Source organism: Bacteroides clarus (assembly GCF_015555825.1).
GTDB lineage: Bacteria > Bacteroidota > Bacteroidia > Bacteroidales > Bacteroidaceae > Bacteroides > Bacteroides clarus.
Genome location: NZ_JADNLF010000014.1, coordinates 100,025 through 120,522 on the forward strand (window position 1 = coordinate 100,025; position 20,498 = coordinate 120,522).

17 protein-coding genes and 1 tRNA gene are annotated in these 20,498 nt (G+C 46.0%); 9 read left to right on the forward strand and 9 right to left on the reverse strand.

Features of this window, described 5'->3' with window-relative positions; genetic code table 11:
* Positions 1-7: 7 nt before the first annotated feature.
* Genes I2F54_RS14445 through I2F54_RS14460 form a run of 4 tightly spaced genes read right to left on the reverse strand, consistent with a single transcriptional unit; the run spans position 8 to position 5,014 of the window.
* Positions 8-874 carry a helix-turn-helix domain-containing protein gene (locus I2F54_RS14445; RefSeq protein ID WP_118467618.1) on the reverse strand — a complete coding sequence of 289 codons (867 nt, stop codon included), beginning with the start codon at positions 872-874 and terminating at the stop codon, positions 8-10.
* Between the two features lie 36 nt (positions 875-910).
* The gene (locus I2F54_RS14450; protein WP_009122318.1) at positions 911-2,551 is read right to left on the reverse strand and encodes an efflux MFS transporter permease; all 1,641 of its coding nucleotides are present in this window, start codon (positions 2,549-2,551) and stop codon (positions 911-913) included.
* Positions 2,552-2,576: 25 nt separating this feature from the next.
* A complete protein-coding gene (locus tag I2F54_RS14455; RefSeq protein WP_009122317.1) occupies positions 2,577-3,668 on the reverse strand; it encodes an HlyD family secretion protein in 1,092 nt (363 codons plus the stop codon).
* Positions 3,669-3,688: 20 nt separating this feature from the next.
* Positions 3,689-5,014, reverse strand: coding sequence for a TolC family protein (locus I2F54_RS14460; RefSeq protein ID WP_195501600.1), 1,326 nt, complete (start codon positions 5,012-5,014; stop codon positions 3,689-3,691).
* 357 nt (positions 5,015-5,371) lie between these two features.
* Here I2F54_RS14460 and I2F54_RS14465 point away from each other — a divergent pair, with 357 nt between their 5' ends.
* The 3 genes from I2F54_RS14465 (at position 5,372) to I2F54_RS14475 (ending at position 7,501) form a co-directional block, all read left to right on the forward strand.
* Entirely contained in the window at positions 5,372-5,671 is a 300-nt protein-coding gene (locus tag I2F54_RS14465) for an RNA recognition motif domain-containing protein (RefSeq protein WP_195501602.1), read from the forward strand.
* A gap of 209 nt (positions 5,672-5,880) precedes the next feature.
* Positions 5,881-6,999: a DEAD/DEAH box helicase gene (locus I2F54_RS14470; protein WP_009122314.1), complete on the forward strand. Its 1,119-nt coding sequence runs from the start codon at positions 5,881-5,883 to the stop codon at positions 6,997-6,999.
* A gap of 61 nt (positions 7,000-7,060) precedes the next feature.
* Positions 7,061-7,501 (forward strand): cold-shock protein, encoded by a 441-nt coding sequence (locus I2F54_RS14475; protein WP_009122313.1) that lies wholly within the window; start codon positions 7,061-7,063, stop codon positions 7,499-7,501.
* Between the two features lie 557 nt (positions 7,502-8,058).
* Here the strand turns inward: I2F54_RS14475 and I2F54_RS14480 are convergent.
* Positions 8,059-8,132 (reverse strand) — tRNA-Met (locus I2F54_RS14480).
* A gap of 256 nt (positions 8,133-8,388) precedes the next feature.
* Between I2F54_RS14480 and I2F54_RS14485 the strand changes: the two genes are divergently transcribed.
* From I2F54_RS14485 to I2F54_RS14500, 4 genes are all read left to right on the forward strand, one after another.
* Positions 8,389-8,775, forward strand: a complete 387-nt coding sequence (locus I2F54_RS14485; RefSeq protein ID WP_022219352.1) for an START-like domain-containing protein — start codon at positions 8,389-8,391, stop codon at positions 8,773-8,775.
* 76 nt (positions 8,776-8,851) lie between these two features.
* The gene (locus tag I2F54_RS14490) at positions 8,852-10,759 is read left to right on the forward strand and encodes an LptF/LptG family permease (protein ID WP_039950890.1); all 1,908 of its coding nucleotides are present in this window, start codon (positions 8,852-8,854) and stop codon (positions 10,757-10,759) included.
* Positions 10,760-10,774: 15 nt separating this feature from the next.
* The gene (locus I2F54_RS14495; protein ID WP_039950901.1) at positions 10,775-11,989 is read left to right on the forward strand and encodes a bifunctional 3,4-dihydroxy-2-butanone-4-phosphate synthase/GTP cyclohydrolase II; all 1,215 of its coding nucleotides are present in this window, start codon (positions 10,775-10,777) and stop codon (positions 11,987-11,989) included.
* 81 nt (positions 11,990-12,070) lie between these two features.
* Entirely contained in the window at positions 12,071-13,264 is a 1,194-nt protein-coding gene (locus tag I2F54_RS14500) for a pyridoxal phosphate-dependent aminotransferase (protein ID WP_195501604.1), read from the forward strand.
* Positions 13,265-13,410: 146 nt separating this feature from the next.
* On the opposite strand, the gene I2F54_RS14505 is transcribed toward I2F54_RS14500, so the two are convergent.
* The 4 genes from I2F54_RS14505 to I2F54_RS14520 form a co-directional block, all read right to left on the reverse strand.
* Entirely contained in the window at positions 13,411-13,581 is a 171-nt protein-coding gene (locus tag I2F54_RS14505; protein WP_004292360.1) for a DUF362 domain-containing protein, read from the reverse strand.
* Positions 13,582-13,719: 138 nt separating this feature from the next.
* Complete coding sequence (locus I2F54_RS14510) at positions 13,720-14,811, reverse strand: sensor histidine kinase (RefSeq protein ID WP_195501606.1); 1,092 nt, start codon at positions 14,809-14,811, stop codon at positions 13,720-13,722.
* Positions 14,808-16,703 (reverse strand): tetratricopeptide repeat-containing sensor histidine kinase, encoded by a 1,896-nt coding sequence (locus tag I2F54_RS14515; RefSeq protein WP_410518272.1) that lies wholly within the window; start codon positions 16,701-16,703, stop codon positions 14,808-14,810. Before I2F54_RS14515 ends, I2F54_RS14510 begins: the two co-directional genes overlap by 4 nt.
* A gap of 140 nt (positions 16,704-16,843) precedes the next feature.
* Entirely contained in the window at positions 16,844-18,667 is a 1,824-nt protein-coding gene (locus I2F54_RS14520) for a DNA polymerase III subunit gamma/tau (RefSeq protein ID WP_195501610.1), read from the reverse strand.
* 140 nt (positions 18,668-18,807) lie between these two features.
* On the opposite strand from I2F54_RS14520, the gene I2F54_RS14525 reads away from it, so the two are divergent.
* A complete protein-coding gene (locus I2F54_RS14525) occupies positions 18,808-19,116 on the forward strand; it encodes an FtsB family cell division protein (RefSeq protein ID WP_195501612.1) in 309 nt (102 codons plus the stop codon).
* On the forward strand, positions 19,113-19,451 hold the full coding sequence (locus I2F54_RS14530) for a hypothetical protein (RefSeq protein ID WP_009122302.1): 339 nt from the start codon (positions 19,113-19,115) through the stop codon (positions 19,449-19,451). The genes I2F54_RS14525 and I2F54_RS14530 overlap by 4 nt, the downstream gene beginning before the upstream one ends.
* Positions 19,452-20,498 lie beyond the last annotated feature (1,047 nt).

The window sequence follows — 20,498 nt, forward strand, 5'->3', positions numbered from 1 at the left end:
CGTTTGCCTATTTTCTGCGGTATTGTTGGGGCGACATTCCTGTCTGTTTTTTGAAGAAAGTGCCGAAATAGGATGCGTTCGGGAAGTTGAAGAAATCGGAGATTTCCTGTACGTTCTTCTGTGTATTCTTGAGCAATGAAATGCTCTTGCGGATGATGGATTTGAACACCAACTCCTGTACCGTATACCCGCAGATAGACTTGGACAGAGCCGAAAGATATTTGGGCGACAGGCACAGCTTGTCCGCATAGAAGTCTACTCCCCGCTCTTTCGTATAGTATTGTTCTATCAACTGAACCAGGCGGATAAAGATGTCATGCTTGTGGCTTACGGATGCTTTCTCCGCAATGAGTTTACGGGTGTAGACCGAACAAAGCCTGTATGTCAATGCCAGCAGGAGCAGTTTCTGCTCGTATCGGTTGAACGTGTTCTCTTCTATTTTCAGCGTATTGTCCAGTAGCGACAGGTATTTCAAGACCTCTTCTTCCTCTCCGGTGTTCCATACATAGCACGGTTCGGTGGCCAAATGTGAATACAGGTTCATGGATACTATCGAATTTCCCATAATATCCCGTATGGGATCGGTCTGATAAATGAAGATGACTACTTCCACGTCGTCGGATGCGTACAGTACTTGAAACAGGGAGTCTTTCGGAAGAAAGAGCGTATCGCCGTCTTTGGCGGAAAACGATTTCTGATTGAGGATGAAGGTAAAACTTCCCCGGCGGCAAATCACCAGTCCCACCCCGTCTATCATAAACGGGCTTTGCAAAGCAGACGGAAAAGAGCGGAGCACGCCTTCCGAACTGCAAATTTGTTGTTTGCTTGATAGCGCATTGTCAAGGTGCGATAAACGTTCTTGCCGGGTATCCATGATGATAGAGATTACAGGTTTCGTTTGAAAACAGCGCTAAGTTAATAATTTCCGTTTAGGATAGGGCAGTATCACGACAAATATCATGCAAAAAAGGCAGGCGTACAGCGTCCAACCCGCCATTTCCTTGACCGCCGATAAGGTGGCCTGCACCTGAATGCGTCCTTTAGCGGACATGGCTGCCATGTGGACGGCTTCCTGTTTGCTTTTTCCTTGATATTGCATTCCTTGCACGGTTTGCGTAAATGAGGCGGACGCTTCGGGATGCATCATATCCACATTCTGCGCATAACGGGTGATGTAGTATTGCTGCCGTTCCTGCAACACATTACTATATAAGGCGGTTCCGATGCAGGGAGCGAGCACCATGCGTACGGTAAGCATCGTGCAAATCCACGAGGACAGGAACTTGTAGGGCATACGCTGGGTGGCAAAAGTCGGTATCAGCGAGTATAGGAGCATCATACCCGTGGAGCGGATAATGACGGGATATTTCATCCGTTCGTATAATCCCGCGTCCTGTACCTCGAAATACATAAACATGGCGGATAATCCCAAAAACAGGAATCCGGCGGCAAAGAGGTATTTGAAGTGCACTCCTTTTACGCTGAGCCAGATTGTTGCGATACCGCCGATAAAGTAGCCTAACATAGACCAATTGCCCAGCGTAGCGTTTTGGTAGTTGTCCAATTTCATTCCTATGCCTGTAAATACGTTGACAAACAGAGAGCTGGAGTTCAGCACCATTAGCAGAAAGTAGAACAGGAATCCGAAGCGGATGGTACGCAGCTTGAGTACATCGAACTGATAATAGGGATTGCGCCGGGTTGCTTCTATATAGACGAACAGGATGCCCGCGACCACAGCTCCTACCGTTGCCCAACGGATGGTAGGGTCGTCATACCAGTCGAGAACCTTGCCATAGGTCAGCACATAAGTGATGCACATCAGTGTGATGCAGAAAATGGAGGCATTGCCGAACTGCTTGAAGTTAATGGGAAAACGGCGGGTGGCATATTTATGATAAGGCATCGTGACAAACGAAATAAGGATGCAAAGCAGCAACAGTCCCATCATGAAGTAATAAACGTATTGCCATTCGTATTCGTAAGTGAGCCATGCGGTGAGCGATGTACCCAACTGTCCCAGTACCATGAAAAACAGATAAATGGCAGGCTGCGCGGCGCTTCGTTCGATATCCAGCTTGTCCCAGCCTTCGCCGGTAGCGGGTTCGTTGCCGGGGGTAATTTTCTCGGTTGCTTCCACATGCCCCGCATATTTGATGAGAGTGAACAGGTTGACCATCATCAGCACCATGCGCAGGAATCCCATGAACAGACTGCACAATGCCAATAGGAATATGCTGTCCGTCTTGGCGCAGATATAACTGAAGATATACATCAGCGAGAATCCTGCGATGCACATCATCTTCTCCCTGCGTATGCATACCAGCCGGTACAGGAAAGGGCAGAATGCCGCCATACCTATGGACGTGGCGAAGTTGGCAAACTGGATATGTTCGGATATGATACCCAGGCCGCTCATCATTTCCGTACCGTTGGCGGAGTAGGTTCCGCCTACCGTAAGAATAGGCAGGAAGAACACTAACAGGATGATGATGCCTATCGGTTTGGGCACCCAGTTATAGAAAGGATAGTTCTTGGGGTATGAGGGCATTTCCTTAATGATTAATCGTTGAGAATCAGAGTTTGGCTTTTACTATTACCATCATGCCGGCCGCAAGTTTCCCGTTCTCCTCTTTGGACAGATGGGTGAAGTCGATGCGTACGGGTATGCGTTGCTGTATCTTTACGAAGTTTCCGGCGGAGTTGTCGGTGGGCACCAATGAGTATTTGGAACCCGTCGCACCGGAAATGGCGGTGATGGTTCCTGTAAACTCCTTGTCACTGATGGCGTCTACGGTGATGGCTACCTCTTGTCCTATACGCAGGTTCTCCACTTGTGTCTCTTTGTAGTTGGCGACAATCCATTTTTGAGTGTCGGGCAGAATGTAGGTGATGGTTTGCCCGGCTGTAATGAACTGGCCTTCTTCCAAGGTACGGCGTCCCAATTTGCCGTCGCAGGGAGCTGTCACTACGGTGTAGGAGAGGTTCAGGCGTGCCATCTCCAAAGCGGCCGTTGCCCGCTGAATGGCGGCTTCCGTACTTTCGCGGCGGTGTGATACCTCGTTTACGCCCGATAAGGCTGCTTTCTGTTGCCGTTTTGTAGCTTCCAGCTTTTTGCGGGTAGCTTCGTATTCCGTTTCTATCTGCTCGAGTTGTATAGGGGTAGCCGCGTTTCTCTGTACCAGATTCTGGTAACGTTGGCGGTCTTTCTCCAGTTTGGCGAGGCGGATTTCTATTTCGGAGATGGAAGCGTCGTATACAGAGGCGGTGGTCTGCGTGGTTTGCAGTGTAGCCCCGATTACGGTAGCCCCGGCTTGCGCATCTTTCAGCGCGGCTTCGGCTTCCATTACGCGTATCTTATATTCGCGGTCGTCCAGTACAAGCAACGTGTCGCCTTTGCGTACTTCCTGATGCTCGGTGAAATAAATCTTCTTGATATAACCCGATGCACGCAGGTTGATGGGAGAGATATACTGTTCTATCTGCGCATCATTGCTGACCTCTGTCTGTTTATAATCAAGGAAGAGGCAAACAACCTCTATCACTCCCCAAACTACGATTGCCGCTCCCAGCAGGCTGACCGCGATTTGCCAACGGCGCAGCTTGCGCAGTTTCTTGGCTTTCTCCTGGTGTGTGCCCGACGTGTTATTTTTCGCTGTTGTTTCCATATGATGATTTGATTAACTTGTTATTTTACTAATGTATCTATTTGCCCTGTCAGTTTCAGCAGCAACAAGGTGGTTACCCGGTAGCTGTAATGGGCGCTGATGTAGCTGTTTTGCGCTTCGCTCATCTGCATTTCGTCTTGCAGCACCTCGGTCATGGAAGCGATGCCTTCGCGATAGCGCTCCATGGTGACTGTATATACATCTTCGGCAAGCAGGTAGTTGTCTTTCTGCTTTTTGAAGTTGCGTTGGTTGTTCATCAGGTCGTTGGTGGCGTTCAGGTACTGGGTTTGCAGGCTTTTGCGGGTATTTTCCTGCGCCAGCTTTATGTTCTCGATATCTATGGCGGCCTTCCGGGTTTTGTAACGCTTGTCCAGCCCGTCAAATATCGGAATGCGCAGTGACAGTCCCAGTCCGTAGGAACGGAACCAGTGATTGGACGGTCCGGAGTGAAACCAATGGTAGGCTTTGTCTGTATAGGCGGAGAACATCCAGTTGCCGGTCAGGTTCAGTGAGGGGATATAGCCATAACCAATCATTTTTTTCTGCTGTTCCGCCGCTGCCTTTTGCGATTGCAGCAGTTGGAGCTCGTACAGGTTTTCGGATAATCCGGTCAGCGCGACGGGGGTGATGTTTTCGGAGTTCACCGGCACTAAGGCTATCTGTTCATCGGCGGGATAGTCCATGATATATTTCAGCAGGTTCAGTTGCTGCTCCTGCATTGCCCGGACATTGTCGTATTGCACTTTCAGGTTTTCCAGATTGATATTGACGCGTTTTACGTCCACTTCCATAGCCATTCCGTTGTCATGGAAAGCCATGGTGATGTCTTTCAGCTCTTCCAGCCGGGTGATGTTGGCTTTTATCAAAGTGATTTGTTCGGCAGTGGTCTGTCCCAGATAGTACATCTTGCATATCTCCAGAATGAGGTCTTCCCGCGCTTTCTCGTAAGAAAGACGGTTTATCTCATCCATGACTTTTGCAATGGATACGGTGGTATAAAGCGTCTGATTATAAAGAGGCATCTGCAATTGCAAACCTGCGTTGGCGTTGTAGCGCAAGGTCCGGGTTATGTTATACGGGTTTCCGTAGGCGGAGCCGTCGGTAACGGATACGGGCGGGTCTATATTATCATTATAGTTGGCGAACCCGTTGATTTGAGGTAACAGCCTTGCACGGTTTTCGGAAATCCCGTATTTGCTTTTCCGTATTTCCTTGCGTTTGCTTTCCAAAGACAGGTTGTTCTCGATACCTGTTTCGAGGCAATCTTTCAGTGTCAAGGTCTTTTGGGCGTGTCCTGCGGCGGCCGGCAAACAAAGAAAGGAAAAAATGAATAGTAGCTTTTTCATAATAATCACCAATAATTTGTGCAAAGTTAGCGGCTTATCATGGAAGAATGCTATCCATATATAGACTGCTTATGTTCATATTTTCCTTTTTCTTAGCTCTTTAAAGGAAGAAAACAGGCAAAAAACGACTGTTTTAAATTTCCGCATGTACTTAATAAATGATAATAATCGTCTTTCTTATGAAAAAAAACGGGAAGAAACGTATTTATCAACTTTATTATACTACCTTTGTCCCCAGAGTTTGAGTTACGAATCATTATCGTATAGTTCTTCTTTTAATATATTATTAGTAAGCAGTCCTCTCCTTTAATTATCCTCCTCACTCCAATTTATTATTTATTTTATAACATTTTTAGAATGAACATTTACATTTCAGGTTTAAGTTATGGCGTTAATAATGCCGACTTGACAAATTTATTTGCAGAGTTTGGAGAAGTTTCTTCAGCTAAAGTTATTCTCGACAGAGAAACCGGTAGATCCAGAGGATTTGCGTTTGTGGAGATGAACAATGACACAGAAGGACAGAAAGCTATTGACGAATTGAACGGCGTAGAATATGACAGCAAAGTTATCTCTGTAAGCGTTGCGCGCCCTCGTGAGGAAAGACCCTCAAACAGTAGACCTCATGGCGGTTATAACAACTCCAGAAGATACTAATATCAGAATAAAGGCAGGAAACCCGATTTCCTGCCTTTCATAAACAAATTCCGTCTTTTTTTATTTAGCGGAAGCGTTCCGCTCCACCACCTGCACTTTTCATTCTACAAAGATTTATCAGACTTTTTGTATGGGCCACTTGAGTGAAGCGTGCTCCCATTATACCTGTGCTAATGTTTTGGCACGCTCATAAAACAATATATATATATATGACATTTAAAGATTTAAATATAACCGAACCGATTTTAAAAGCAATTGAAGAAAAAGGATATACCAGTCCTACCCCTATACAAGTAAAAGCAATCCCCGCCGCCTTAACGGGAAAAGATATATTAGGCTGTGCGCAGACCGGAACAGGAAAGACCGCCGCATTCGCCATTCCCATTATTCAGCATCTGCAGGCCGGAAAAGAACGGGATAAGAGTATCAAAGCCTTGATACTGACGCCTACCCGCGAACTGGCGTTACAGATTAGCGAGTGCATAGACGACTACGCCAAATATACGCAAGTCCGTCATGGAGTTATCTTCGGAGGAGTAAACCAGCGTGCGCAGGTAAATATGCTGCACAAAGGAGTCGACATATTGGTTGCCACTCCGGGACGCCTGCTGGATTTGATGAACCAGGGATATATCCGTCTGGATAGTGTACGGCACTTCGTATTGGATGAGGCCGACCGCATGCTCGACATGGGATTTATCCATGACATCAAACGTCTGTTGCCGAAACTCCCTAAAGAAAAGCAAACCTTATTCTTCTCGGCTACCATGCCCGATACGATAATCGCTTTGACGAACTCACTGCTGAAGCAACCGGTAAAGATTGCCATAACCCCAAAATCGTCTACGGTGGATACCATCGAACAGACCGTCTACTTTGTGGAGAAGAAAGAAAAAAGCAAACTGTTGATTTCCATTTTGCATAAAGCGGAAGGACAGTCGGTACTTGTTTTCTCACGTACCAAGCACAATGCGGACAGAATTGTCCGCGTATTAAGCAAAGCGGGTATCGGCAGTCAGGCCATTCATGGAAACAAAAGCCAGAATGCAAGGCAATCCGCATTGGAAAACTTCAAAACGGGTAAGATACGTGTAATGATAGCCACCGATATTGCGGCCAGGGGTATTGATATCAACGAATTGCCGTTGGTCATTAACTATGACCTTCCCGATGTGCCCGAAACGTATGTGCATCGTATCGGACGTACCGGCAGAGCCGGTAACTCAGGAACGGCGCTGACTTTTTGCTCGCAGGAAGAGCGTAAATTGGTCAGCGATATTCAAAAGCTGACGGGCAAGAAGCTCAGTAAGGCTGAGTTCGCTATCTGAGTTCGTTTATAAGTTTATTATTTATTCGACGAGTATACACCAATTAAAAAATATAAGTTCTATGGCAAAATCCATGACAGCGGGAAAGCGTGAAAATGAAAAGAAAAGACTTGCTAAGCGGGAAGAGAAATTAAAGAGAAAAGAAGGCAGAAAATCTACTAAAGGCAGTTTTGACGACATGATTGCCTATGTGGACGAATATGGAATGATTACTTCAACTCCACCCGAAGAGAATATCAAAAAGCAAGAGATTAATGTAGAGGAGATAATGATTTCCACTCCCAAAAAGGAAGATGAAGAACCGGTGATTCTGCGAGGAAGAGTTGAGTTCTTCAATGAAGCCAGAGGATTTGGATTTATCAAAGACCTTGCAGGAATTGAGAAATACTTTTTTCATGTAAACAATGTTGTTACGGAAGTCAAAGAAGGTAATATCGTTACGTTCGACCTCGAACGCGGGGCGAAAGGAATGAATGCTGTCAATATCAATTTGGAAAGATAATCTGTAATAGTCAAGGCTTGTCCAGGTAATCTGCCGGTTCGGAACAAAGCACAGTATTTGCCTTCACCCTCCACACCTTTATTCATCAGGGATAGCGGGTGAACCCCTGTCAAAGATATATATGCGGCATGATTGGTGGCGAAAGCGTCTTACGGTATGGATAAATCCGCCTCACGGGATAAATTTATTTATCCCGTGAGGCGGATTTATTTGTCTTATGGAACGAAAATTCCCGCCTTGCGGGATGATTCGGAGGGAAGTCCGTAATGTCAGGGTTCACCCGCTATTCCTCATGGATAGGGGAGTGTGAAAGGTGAAGGGTAGATAAGGAAATTTTGTTCATACGATGATAGCTTGCTTTCACAGGATGGAAACCGTTTTTTCACCGCAGTATAAATCTCGTTTGATACGGTTGAAATTTTTTTTGGATATATATCAAAAACGGAGTTATCGGAAAGTTCGGTCGCTCCGGCCGGTGCCGGTACGAACCGCGGATACTGAAAACAAAAAAGACCGCCAAGAGTGGAAGCCTCTCAACAGTCTCAATACTCATCTTGTAGCGGGACCCGGGATTGAACCGGGGACCTCATGATTATGAATCATGCGCTCTAACCAGCTGAGCTATCCCGCCATCATTTCTCGATTGCGGGTGCAAAGATATAGCTTTTATTTAAACTGCCAAAACTTTTGGACGTATTTTCTGTTATTTATTTTATCATTAGGATAAAGAAAAACTATTTCTTTCTTTTCTTCCGATGATATAATATAACATTATCAGTACTTTAGCCGGTTGCGCTAAAGTAAAGCCGAATAAAATTAATGAATTATTTTTTCTAATTAGAAAAAAGTATTTATCTTGGCTGGCGCAATAAAAAGCAGAATAGACTATGGAAAGAAAAAAAATACATTTGGAATATCTCTTGAATGCGACTTCTAAAAGTATTCTTTGGACAGCAATAAGTACTCCTACCGGTTTGGAGGGATGGTTTGCGGACAGGGTTCAATCGGACGATAAGACCGTCTCCTTCTTCTGGGGGAAAACAGAAAGGCGCGATGCCGAGATTATTGCCGTGCGGGCATACTCATTCATCCGCTTCCGCTGGCTCGATGATGAAAACCCGCGTGAGTATTTTGAATTAAAAATGACAAACAACGAGTTAACCAATGATTTTGTACTTGAAATAACTGACTTCACCAACGCAGACGAAGCAAACGATTTACGTGAATTGTGGGAATCCCAGGTAGATACTTTGCGTAGAACATGTGGTTTTTAGTTAACTTTCAATTAAAAATTTCCCGTACTCCCTTTTTTGTGCTACTTTTGTGCGTTCATTGCATGAAACAAGTAAAATGCTGCGCATAAAAAAGTTAGATATATTTATATTAAAGAGCTTTTGCATGCTCTTTATGGGCACTTTCTTCATCTGCCTTTTCATCTTCATGATGCAGTTTCTGTGGAAATATGTAGACGAAATGGTGGGAAAAGGATTGGAGATGAACGTTCTTGCCCAGTTCTTTTTCTATTCGGCGCTGACGTTGGTGCCGGCCTCGTTGCCTTTGGCGATATTGCTGGCGGCTCTCATCACTTTTGGAAATTTCGGAGAACGTTTTGAATTGCTTGCCATGAAAGCGGCAGGTATCTCTCTGTTGAAGATTATGCGTCCGCTGATAATTTTCATATCCATCATTTGTTGTGTTTCTTTTTATTTTCAGAACGTTATCGGCCCTAAGGCGCAGACCAAGTTATGGACGCTGCTGATTTCCATGAAGCAGAAGTCGCCCGAAGTGGATATTCCCGAAGGGGTGTTTTATGACGAGATAGACGGCTACAACCTTTACGTAAAGCATAAGAACCGTAAGACGGGTATGCTGTACGATGTGCTGATTTATAATTTCGAGAAAGGATTTGAGAATGCGCAGATAATCAAGTCGGACTCCGGCAGACTGGAAATGACGGCCGACAAACAGCACCTTTATCTGCACCTTTACAGCGGTGAGCAGTTTGAAAATCTGAAGTCGCAGAATATGAACCAGAAGAATGTGCCCTATCGTCGGGAAGCGTTCGTGGAGAAGCATGCGATTATAGAATTCAACTCGGATTTCAATATGGTGGACGCCGGATTTATGAGCAATCAGTCCAATAGTAAGGATATGAGAATGTTGCAGGCCGGCATCGACTCCATGAAAGTACAGAACGACAGTGTGGGGCGGTCTTACTATAAAGAGGCTATGGCAAGTACTTACAAAGCCACTACCAATACCTTGAGCAAGACGGATACGATGAAGATAGAATCTGCCCGCTTGGGCAATTACGATGTGGACAGTCTGTTCAATGCGGCTACTTTGATGCAGAAGCAGAAGATTATGTCTACGGCTGTCAGCCGTGCGGAAAGCGCGGCGAGCGATTGGAGCTTCAAGGGCTTCAATATATCGCAGACGGAAACCAGCTTGAGACGTCACATGACGTCCTGGCACGAGAAACTGACGCTTTCGTTAGCGTGCCTTATTTTCTTCTTTATCGGTGCGCCGTTGGGCGGTATCATCCGTAAAGGCGGTTTGGGTATGCCTGTGGTGGTGTCCGTGCTTATTTTCATCATCTATTACATCATCAATAATACGGGCTATAAGATGGCGCGTGACGGCAAATGGATTGTATGGATGGGCATGTGGACCAGTACGGCTGTGCTGGCGCCGCTGGGTGCATTCCTTACTTATAAATCCAATAACGACTCGGTGGTGCTGAATGCCGATGCTTATGTCAACTGGTTTAAGAAGATAGCGGGTATCCGCAGTGTCCGCCACCTGTTCAGGAAGGAAGTGATTATTCACGACCCGGATTATGCCCGTCTGCCGGGAGAACTTCAACAACTGTCGGCGGATTGTCGCGCGTATGCCGAAAAGAAAGCTCTGATGCGTGCGCCCAATTATTTCAGGCTGTGGATGAACGATACACCGTATGACGAGGAAGTGGCGGAGCTCAACGACCGGATGGAGGCTTTGATAGACGAGATGTCCAATACAAGGTCTATACCGTTGCTGACGGCATTGAATAATTATCCTGTCATAGCCGTTCACGCCCATGTGCGTCCTTTCCGTAATTACTGGCTGAATATGTTGTGTGGAGTGATAGTGCCTGTCGGCTTGTTTTTCTATTTCCGTATCTGGGCATTCCGCATCCGGTTGAACAAGGATATGGAGCGGATTATCCGCACAAACGAAGAGATACGGAATATCATAAAAGTCAATCAGAATAAATAATAAAGAATGAAATATATGGAAAAAGTAAAGTTGAATACGATAGAAGAGGCCATTGAGGATTTCAAGGCCGGTAATTTCGTGATTGTAGTCGATGATGAAGATCGTGAAAATGAGGGCGACCTGATTATCGCAGCCGAAAAGATAACGCCGGAAAAGGTGAACTTCATGCTGAAACACGCGCGCGGGGTATTGTGTGCTCCGATTACGGTGTCGCGTTGCAAAGAACTGGATTTACCTCATCAGGTGTCCGATAATACCTCTGTATTGGGTACTCCTTTTACGGTAACAATCGATAAGCTGGAAGGTTGTACGACCGGTGTTTCTGCCGCCGACCGTGCCGCAACCATTCAGGCGTTGGCCGACCCTGCTTCTACTCCGGCCACATTCGGCCGTCCCGGACACATCAATCCGCTGTACGCACAGGAGAAAGGCGTGTTGCGCCGTGCCGGTCATACCGAAGCTACGATTGATATGTGCCGCTTGTCCGGTTTCTATCCTGCCGGTGCGCTCATGGAGATTATGAACGAAGACGGCACGATGGCGCGTCTGCCCGAATTGCGTAAAATGGCGGACGAATTCAATTTGAAACTGATTTCTATCCGCGATATGATAGCCTATCGCTTGCAGCAGGAATCTATCGTGGAGAAAGGTGTGGAGGTGGATATGCCGACAGAGCACGGACATTTCCGTCTGATTCCTTTCCGTCAGAAGTCCAACGGCTTGGAGCACGTGGCTTTGTTCAAGGGTACTTGGGCGCCAGATGAACCTGTACTGGTGCGTGTACACTCCTCTTGCGCCACGGGAGATATATTCGGCTCCATGCGTTGCGATTGCGGCGAGCAGTTGCACAAGGCGATGGAGATGATAGAGAAAGCCGGTAAGGGAGCTATCGTATACCTCAATCAGGAAGGCCGTGGTATTGGTCTGATGGAAAAGATGAGAGCATACAAACTTCAGGAAGACGGCATGGATACGGTGGATGCCAACATTTGTCTCGGACATCTGGCTGATGAACGCGATTACGGTGTGGGTGCTCAGATTTTGCGCGAGCTGGGTGTGCATAAGATGCGTCTGCTTACAAACAACCCGGTGAAACGCGTAGGCTTGGAAGCTTATGGCCTGGAGATTGTGGAGAATGTGCCGGTGGAAACCAACCCGAACCAGTATAACGAACGTTACCTGCGTACAAAGAAGGAACGTATGGGGCATACTCTTCATTTTAATAAGTAACTGTCTTTTTGTTTTATTATATCAAAGAAAATCGCTTATTTTGCAACCGGATTTGCATAACAACCATTAAATAGAAACAAGATGAACCAATTATCAGATCGTTTGAACAGCTTGTCGCCCTCTGCGACGCTGGCTATGTCTCAGAAAAGCGCAGAGCTGAAAGCTCAAGGCGTAGATGTAATTAACTTGAGTGTCGGAGAACCTGATTTTAATACTCCCGACCACATTAAAGAGGCTGCCAAAAAGGCGATAGACGATAACTTCTCTCGCTATTCTCCCGTTCCGGGGTATCCGGCCTTGCGTAATGCTATCGTAGAGAAATTGAAAAAAGAGAACGGTCTGGAATATACGGCTGTACAAATTTCTTGTGCCAACGGAGCCAAGCAATCGGTTTGCAATGCAATCTTGGTATTGGTGAACCCGGGTGATGAAGTGATTGTGCCTGCACCGTATTGGGTGAGCTATCCTGAAATGGTGAAGCTGGCGGAAGGCAATCCGGTGATTGTTACAGCAGGTATCGAGCAGGACTTCAAGATTACCCCCGCCCAGTTGGAAGCCGCCATTACGCCGAAGACCAAAGCTTTGATTCTTTGTTCTCCTTCCAACCCTACCGGTTCTGTATATAGCAAGGAAGAGTTGGCCGGACTGGCCGCTGTGTTGGCCAAGCATCCTCAGGTAGTTGTCATTGCCGATGAAATCTATGAACATATCAACTACATCGGTAAGCACCAAAGCATCGCACAGTTCCCTGAAATGAAAGAGCGTACCGTGATTGTAAACGGCGTTTCCAAGGCTTATGCCATGACGGGCTGGCGTATCGGTTTCATTGCCGGACCGGAATGGATTGTAAAGGCTTGCAACAAATTGCAGGGACAGTATACATCAGGCCCGTGTTCCGTATCTCAGAAAGCTGCGGAAGCCGCTTATACGGGAACGCAAGCTCCGGTGGAAGAAATGCGTAAGGCTTTTGAACGTCGCCGCGACCTTATTGTGAAACTGGCTAAGGAAGTGCCGGGATTCGAAGTAAACGTACCGGAAGGCGCTTTCTACCTGTTCCCGAAATGCAGCTCGTTCTTCGGTAAGTCCGCCGGCGACCGTAAGATTGAAAACTCCGATGATTTGGCCATGTACTTACTGGAAGTAGCTCACGTGGCTTGCGTAGGCGGTACGTCATTTGGCGCTCCCGAATGTATTCGTATGAGCTATGCTACCAGCGATGAGAATATTGTGGAAGCTATCAGCCGCATCAAGGAAGCATTGTCAAAGCTTGCATAATCTTTGGATGGCGGGAACTCACCGCAGGCGTATGGATGGAAGGTCTGTGTAGTCTGGGGTGAGTTGCGATATATACTTCTTGGTACTGAAATAAAAAGGCCCGGTTTCATTGAAACCGAGCCTTTCTTCTTTTTCTTAGGATTGTATTATTCTCCCGGATGAATTGCTTCAGAAGGGCAAACATCTGCACAAGTACCGCATTCAGTACAAGTTTCAGGATCGATAGAATAGATATCGCCTTCAGAGATAGCGCCTACCGGACACTCGTCGATACAAGTTCCGCAAGCAATACAATCGTCACTAATTACGTAAGCCATTTTCTTTAATTTTTTAATTATTAGTACTAATTGGTTCGGCAAAAATAGCTGTTTTCTTCAATACTTGCTATCAATCTTGATTAAAAACGTTTAATTTGTACCCTGTCTAAATAGCGGCAGGGACAAACGTGCATATAATCAGGTAGTAAGCGTGGGATATGTGAAATATATGATTGGATTGTCACCGCTTTTCTCTACACGATAGCTGCCGTTGAAGTGCTCGAAAAACAGTAGATTGATTCTGTGCGATATGGATTCCTTTTGTGAAGAAAATGCGGGATCGGTGAGCGGGCTGTTCTCTATCCGGCAGTTTATTGACTGTGTTTCCGGATTGTAAGTCAGTTGCATGTTCACTATCCTTGTTCTCTTGCATTCGACAGGGTATAGCAGCATGCCGGAAACCAGTTGCGTGAGGCGGCTGACGTCGGTATGGATGATTGCATTGCCGGTATCTGCCACCAACTCCAAATGTATGCTTCCTTCGCTTCGCATCTGTACCAGGCAGGGGAGTTCGTTGCACCACTCTTGTACGTTGCAGTTCTGTAACTGAAACTTCATCATGTTGGCTTCCAAACGTGAGAGGTCCAGTACATTGTTGACAAGCCGGATGAGTTCCGCCGAATTACTTTGGATGATACCGGAGTATTCTCTTTTCTCGTCTTCACTCAGGTTGGCGTCCTCGGTCATGAGTTGTGAAAATCCTACTACGTTGTTAAGAGGAATGCGTATGTTATAACTCATAGTTGTCAGGAAACGGCTTTTTATCTCATTCGCTTCTTCGGCAATGGCGGTTAATCTTCTCATTTCCTTTTCATCTTTTTGCAGGCGTTTCCGGCTCCGGTATATGTGGATGTTGAAAAGCAACAATGCAAAAATGATGATAACGGATATGGATAAGCAGATTTGGTGGAACATATTGCGCCTTTGCTCTTTTTGCAGCGTGAGCTTGTCCATATTGTAAAGAGAGAGTATCTCTTCCATTTGCGAGGTGGTAATAAGATTGTATAGAGAGTCTTTGCTTTTGAGGCTCTTTTTGTAGAATGTGAGCGCTTCGTCCGGTTTTCCCGCTTTTACTAATGAGTCGGCTTTCTGAATGTCGCGGTTTATGGCACATTCTATTTCGGCCGGATACCGGCGCGGCGAGGAGTACTGTTTTTTCGCGTCTGTACCGACAGCTTGTACGGGTAGGAGCAGAGCGAGTAAGGCCGTTATGATAAGCAGTCTTTTCATACTTCGCTCTCCTTTCTGCCTTTGGCCGGCTGTGGCTGTTGGAGGGGGTGGGTGAAAAAGAACCGTGAACCGCCTGTATAGTCAGGGTCTATCCATATTCTGCCACCTATATGTTCGATGATGAGCTGGCAGATGGAAAGTCCTAATCCGCTGCCTTGAGCATTTTCGTTTAGTTTCTCGAAACGCTGGAAGATAGCGGCTTGTTTGTCTTTGGGAATGCCGCAGCCCGTATCTGTCACGGAAAAGAGCAACTCTTGTTCCGACTGTTTTTTAAGTTCCAGGGTAATACTGCCTTGCGGTGTAAATTTGGTGGCGTTAATCAGCAAGTTTATCAAGACTTGTTGCAGGCGCGAGTCGTCCGTTTCTATTTCCATGCTTTCCAGCTCCGTCGTGAAGCATATTTCTGCCTGGGTCTGTTTAATCTTACTGACGGTATCGGCTACATTCCTGCAGATGCTGACGACATCATACCGGCCAATGCTGAATTGTATTTTCCCGAATTCAAGGCTCGACAGGTCTATCACATCGTTGATGAGCTTTAGTAATAACTCGGAGTTTTGCAGGATTACTTCATTGCATTGGCGACGTGTGTCGTCATCCAGCCCTTCTTCTGTCAGTAGGGACGAAAAACCGGAGAGGGCATTGAGCGGCGTACGTATTTCATGGCTCATATTCGAAAGGAATATGCTTTTGGCGGATGTGGCGTTTTCGGCATCGGTACGCAGGCGCTCCAATCTTTGGGTGGATAGGGTTATCTTCTGACGCTGCCTTCTGAGCACGATAGTTATAACGATAAACATGAGGAGTAGCAGGATACTGCCTGTCAATATGCCGGTGATAAGCTTGCTGTGCTCTTCTTTATTGGCCAGCTCCATTTGGTCTATCTGGTATTTGGCACGCAGGATACCGATTTGCCGTGCGTAACCTTCGGCGGTGAGCGTGTCGACCGTGGGATATAATTCTTGATACAACCGGCAGGCGTCCATTGCTTTTCCTTGTATCTTATATAGATATATTGTTTCCTGTGTAATCCATCGGTAATAAGCCGACCGTTTGTTGACTGAATATTCCTGTTTCAGTTCCTCGTACAGTTTCAAGGCCTTGTCCCAATAAGCTTTATCCCAGTTACCCATGGCACGGTAGTAGGCGGCAGCGGTATACTTCAGATGAAAATAGTAAAACTTCTCGGGATACAGCCGATAGATAGAATCCATATCTTGCAGGTACTTGGCGGTTTCTTTAAGGTAAGTCTTTGAAAGATGTCCGTGTGAGATGGCATAGTTGGCTTTTTCGATGGCGGCGAAGAAGCCGGTGGCATAATCCGGTTGTTGCAGAAGGGCTTTATCTATATCGTTTAATACTCTCCTTGCTTTTTCCAGTCGGCCTTTGCGCTGTAAAGTATTGGATGCTTTTAGTAAAAGTTGCGTACGGTAGGGATGTTGCGGAGAGATAAGGCTTAATTCCTTTAAAGCGTTTTGATACGCCTCCGATGCTTTATCGTATTGACTGGCTATGGTGTAAGCGTCGCCGATAGCTTGGTTGGCAACTACCATGCCGAAATCGTATCCGGTTTCTTTGGCTTCTTCGTACATCAGCCGTGCCCGGTCTATGGCAAGGCTGATATCTCCCCGCAGTGTATAGGCGTTGGCAAGTTGTAGCTGTAATAAGAAGTAGGTTTCTTTATTGCGGTTGTCTGCTTTGAGGTCCGGCAGAATGTTTTCACTCCAGCAGATGACGCTATCCACCGATACGTATTCGTCGTAAAGTATCTTCTTTTGGATAAAAATTTTCAACGTATCCAATTTGTTGGGAGCGGTTGCGGCGCATATTGAGGTAGCACATGTCATACATATTACCCATAGCCCTATCAATATGGCGGCACTTTTTCTCATCGTTTGTTTTGTTTGTCTTCTTTGTCTATTATTGGCAAAAATAAACATAAAACATGATATACAAAATAAAATATAATGATTTTATTTTCAATATGTTCGGTAACAAACGGATGAATATGGCCTCTCCTTGTCCGGACGATTTAGTAAAGCTCCAATCCGAATTCGTCTTTCAATTGCAGCAGGGCGTCGTTCTTTTGCGCCATCATTTGAAATTTTTCGACACGGCCGTATGCGCGAACCTTCTCGGCGGGGGCGCTGATACGTACAGTCATGGTTACCTTACGGTTTTTCAAACGGATACGCAGGTACTCTTGCAGCCGGGGAATCATCGAAGTAAACTCTTTTGCAACGATTTCATTATCCACGACGGCTTCGAACGTGGTGGTGTTCAGCAGGGTGACATGCATATTCTGCATACGTTTGGCGATGGCTACTTGCTCTTTGGGCATGCGTCCGGCGTATTCTTGCCAGTAGTAATTTACATCTCTTTCATTGAAGATATAGTCTTCTTCCGGTTGCGCTGTTTGCTGTGCGGCAGGGGTTGGAGCCGTGTTCTTTGCCTCTTCTTCCGCTTTCGGCCGTTTAATGGATACGCCGAGACCGGACATTTTTACTACCGGAATCTTCTTTTCTTCTTTTCCTTGTGCCAGTAAAATGGCGGTAGGAGTGGCGTGCGAAGCCGTATTTACCGGTGTAGCAGTGGCATTGGCAGGAGGGGCTGCAGTGGGGGCGGCTTGCGGTTTCGCAGTGGCGGATACCTGCGGTTGGGGCGTAGCGGGAGCTGCCTGTGGCTGTTGTGTGGCGGCAGGCTGCGTAAATATGGGTTTTATGGCTTGTTTAGGGCTACGCCCATTGGCAACATCGTCTCCTTCGGCTGTGATTTGAGCTACTTGTATTAAGGTCAGCTCTACCAGCAGCCGCTTGTTCTTGCTGGCACGATAGTTCAAGTCGCAATCGTTACACAGTTTCATGGCACGGTACAGGAAAGGCAACGGGCATTTTTGCGCCTGCGTTTGGTAGCGTTGCCGGATACTTGCCCCTACTTCGAGCAGGGGCAGGGTTGCCGGATCTTTGCTTACCAGCAAATCGCGGAAATGTGAGGACAGGCCGGTAATGAAATGACTGCCGTCAAATCCTTTGTTCAGCACATCGTTCAGCAGCAGCAGGGCGTCACTGACTTTATTTTCAAGAAAATGGTCGGTCAGTTTGAAGTAGTATTCGTAATCCAGCACATTCAAATTCTCGATTACGCTTTGGTAAGTGATGTGTCCGCCGGTAAAACTTACTACCTGGTCGAAGATGGACAAGGCGTCACGCATACCGCCGTCAGCTTTCAGCGCAATGACGTTCAGAGCTTCCGGTTCGGCGGTAATTCCCTCTTTAGAGGCTACATAGGCCAAGTGAGCTACGGTATCTTCCACACCGATACGGTTGAAGTCGTATATCTGACAGCGAGAAAGGATGGTAGGCAGTATCTTATGTTTTTCGGTGGTGGCAAGAATGAATATGGCATGACGGGGCGGCTCTTCCAGCGTTTTCAGGAAAGCATTGAAAGCGGAAGCCGACAGCATATGTACCTCGTCAATGATATATACCTTGTATTTACCTATCTGAGGCGGGATACGTACCTGCTCTACCAGTTGGCGGATGTCGTCCACGGAGTTGTTGGATGCGGCATCCAATTCATGAATGTTGTACGAACGCTGTTCATTGAAAGCTGTACACGATTCGCATTGGTTACAGGCTTCTCCCTCTGCCGTGGGAGCCATGCAGTTTATGGTTTTGGCAAAAATACGTGCGCAAGTAGTCTTTCCAACGCCACGCGGACCGCAGAAAAGATAGGCGTGCGCCAGTTTGCCTGTGGCGATGGCATTCTTTAAAGTGGTAGTCAACGCGCGTTGCCCCACTACCGACTCAAAGGTCGAGGGGCGGTATTTTCGTGCCGATACGATATAATTTTCCATATTCAGGGTGTTCTTATCACTAATATAGAGCACAAAGACAGCGTGGCTTGTCTCAGCTTTTGTGCAAATGTACGCAAAAAAAAGAAATTTCTCAGTTATTCGTCTTATCTTTGTACTCAAAGAAACAATAACTGAATTACATGGATAAACTTGCTTCCCTCTGGTTGTTTGTCCGCAGACGTAAATATCTGATAACGTTTGTGCTGTTTGTCGTGCTTGTCGGTTTTCTGGATGAGAACAGTATTGTGCGCCGTCTCGGTTATTACCGCGAGGAAACGCGCTTACGCGGAGAGATAGACAGGTATCGTACGGAATATGAGGAGAATACCCGTCGCCTGAATGAGCTTGCCGTCGACTCCGGCGCTATCGAGAAAATAGCCTGTGAAAAGTATCTGATGAAGAAGCCCAACGAAGATATTTATGTATTTCAAGATGATATAGAAGAATGAAACAACTGATACCCGCCCTTTTTGCAGTAGGAGCTGTAATGCTTCTGATAGGCGCTGCCGTTTATGTCACCGGATGGCAACTCTCGCCTTATATATATACGATAGGTGCGACATTTGTTGCTTTAGCGCAAATAAATTCACCTTCAAAATGCAAAAGTCCCACTATCAAACGTCTGCGGCGCCAGCAGATATTCGGTGCGTTGCTCTTGGTGCTTACCGGAGCTTTTATGTTCTTTACGCATGGTAATGAATGGATTGTTTCGCTGACTATTGCTGCTATCCTTGAACTCTATACGTCGGTACGTATTCCGCAGGAAGAAGCTAAGGAGCAGTAGTTATATAGAATTGGCAAAGAGCGGTTTTATTGATGTATGAATGGCTGAAAACATCATTGCTTTTAGTTTGATCTGCAAAAACTTTTCAGAAGTCTTTTGAGATAAGGTTTCAACCGAACTCCATGAGGTGGAATTTTGTGTAGTGACATATATAAGCATTAAAATCTTTTTCTCATAAAAAAAGGCTATCTCTCCCAGACAGCCAATCTTTTTTGTTAACCTTAAATCTAATACTATGAAAAACACACTGCAAAGATACTTCTTTGTCCGTATTCTCCAAACTTTTGGGAGCAATCCTTTCTTTTTATAACATGCTTTAGCTGCGTGATATTTTCGTTAACATTTAACATAATACCCGTTTCCCCTTTAACTTATACAACACCCGGCCGTTGATACAGGCCACTGGCGTATAGGCATGGAATCTGAGGTTTTATAGTGATTGGCATTCTGCATGACTCAATGATGTCCGGCCGCACGAGTGATCTGGTCTGTTGATAGAGCTTATAGGTCAAGTCTCGTCACGGCTCTAAGCAAGGAAAGGCCATGCCTGACTGTACATGCCATGCAGCTCTTTGAAGGAGATGGATATACGGCAAACTAATCTTACCCCGCCCGTGTTCTTTTCGTACCACGGCTGTTGTATGCAAAGAACACAGGTGAGGTAATTAAGTACCACTGCCGTGGTACGAATAGTTCTTTATATTTTTGTTTCTTACTTCCGTTGACGCCAGCGTTTACCTTTCCGTTATTTCAGAACTGTTCTTCCTTGTTTTTCAATAAACCATTTGAGGCTTATATGAAAGCGTGAGTGTTTAAGGTTCTGTGAATATATACGTGTTATGTATACACGTGTGCGCTTGTACACGCGTCCGCCTACGTGCCCGCACGCACGTGCGCATATATTATAATGTGTCCCTTCCTTTCATCAGCCTGTTCCCTGTTCTGTTTTATGTTCTACAACACATTTACAAATCAGCGAGTTAGGAAAAAGTTTCAAAAATATTAGGAAAAAGTGAAAGATATATTTGGTCGGTATATTAAAATCCT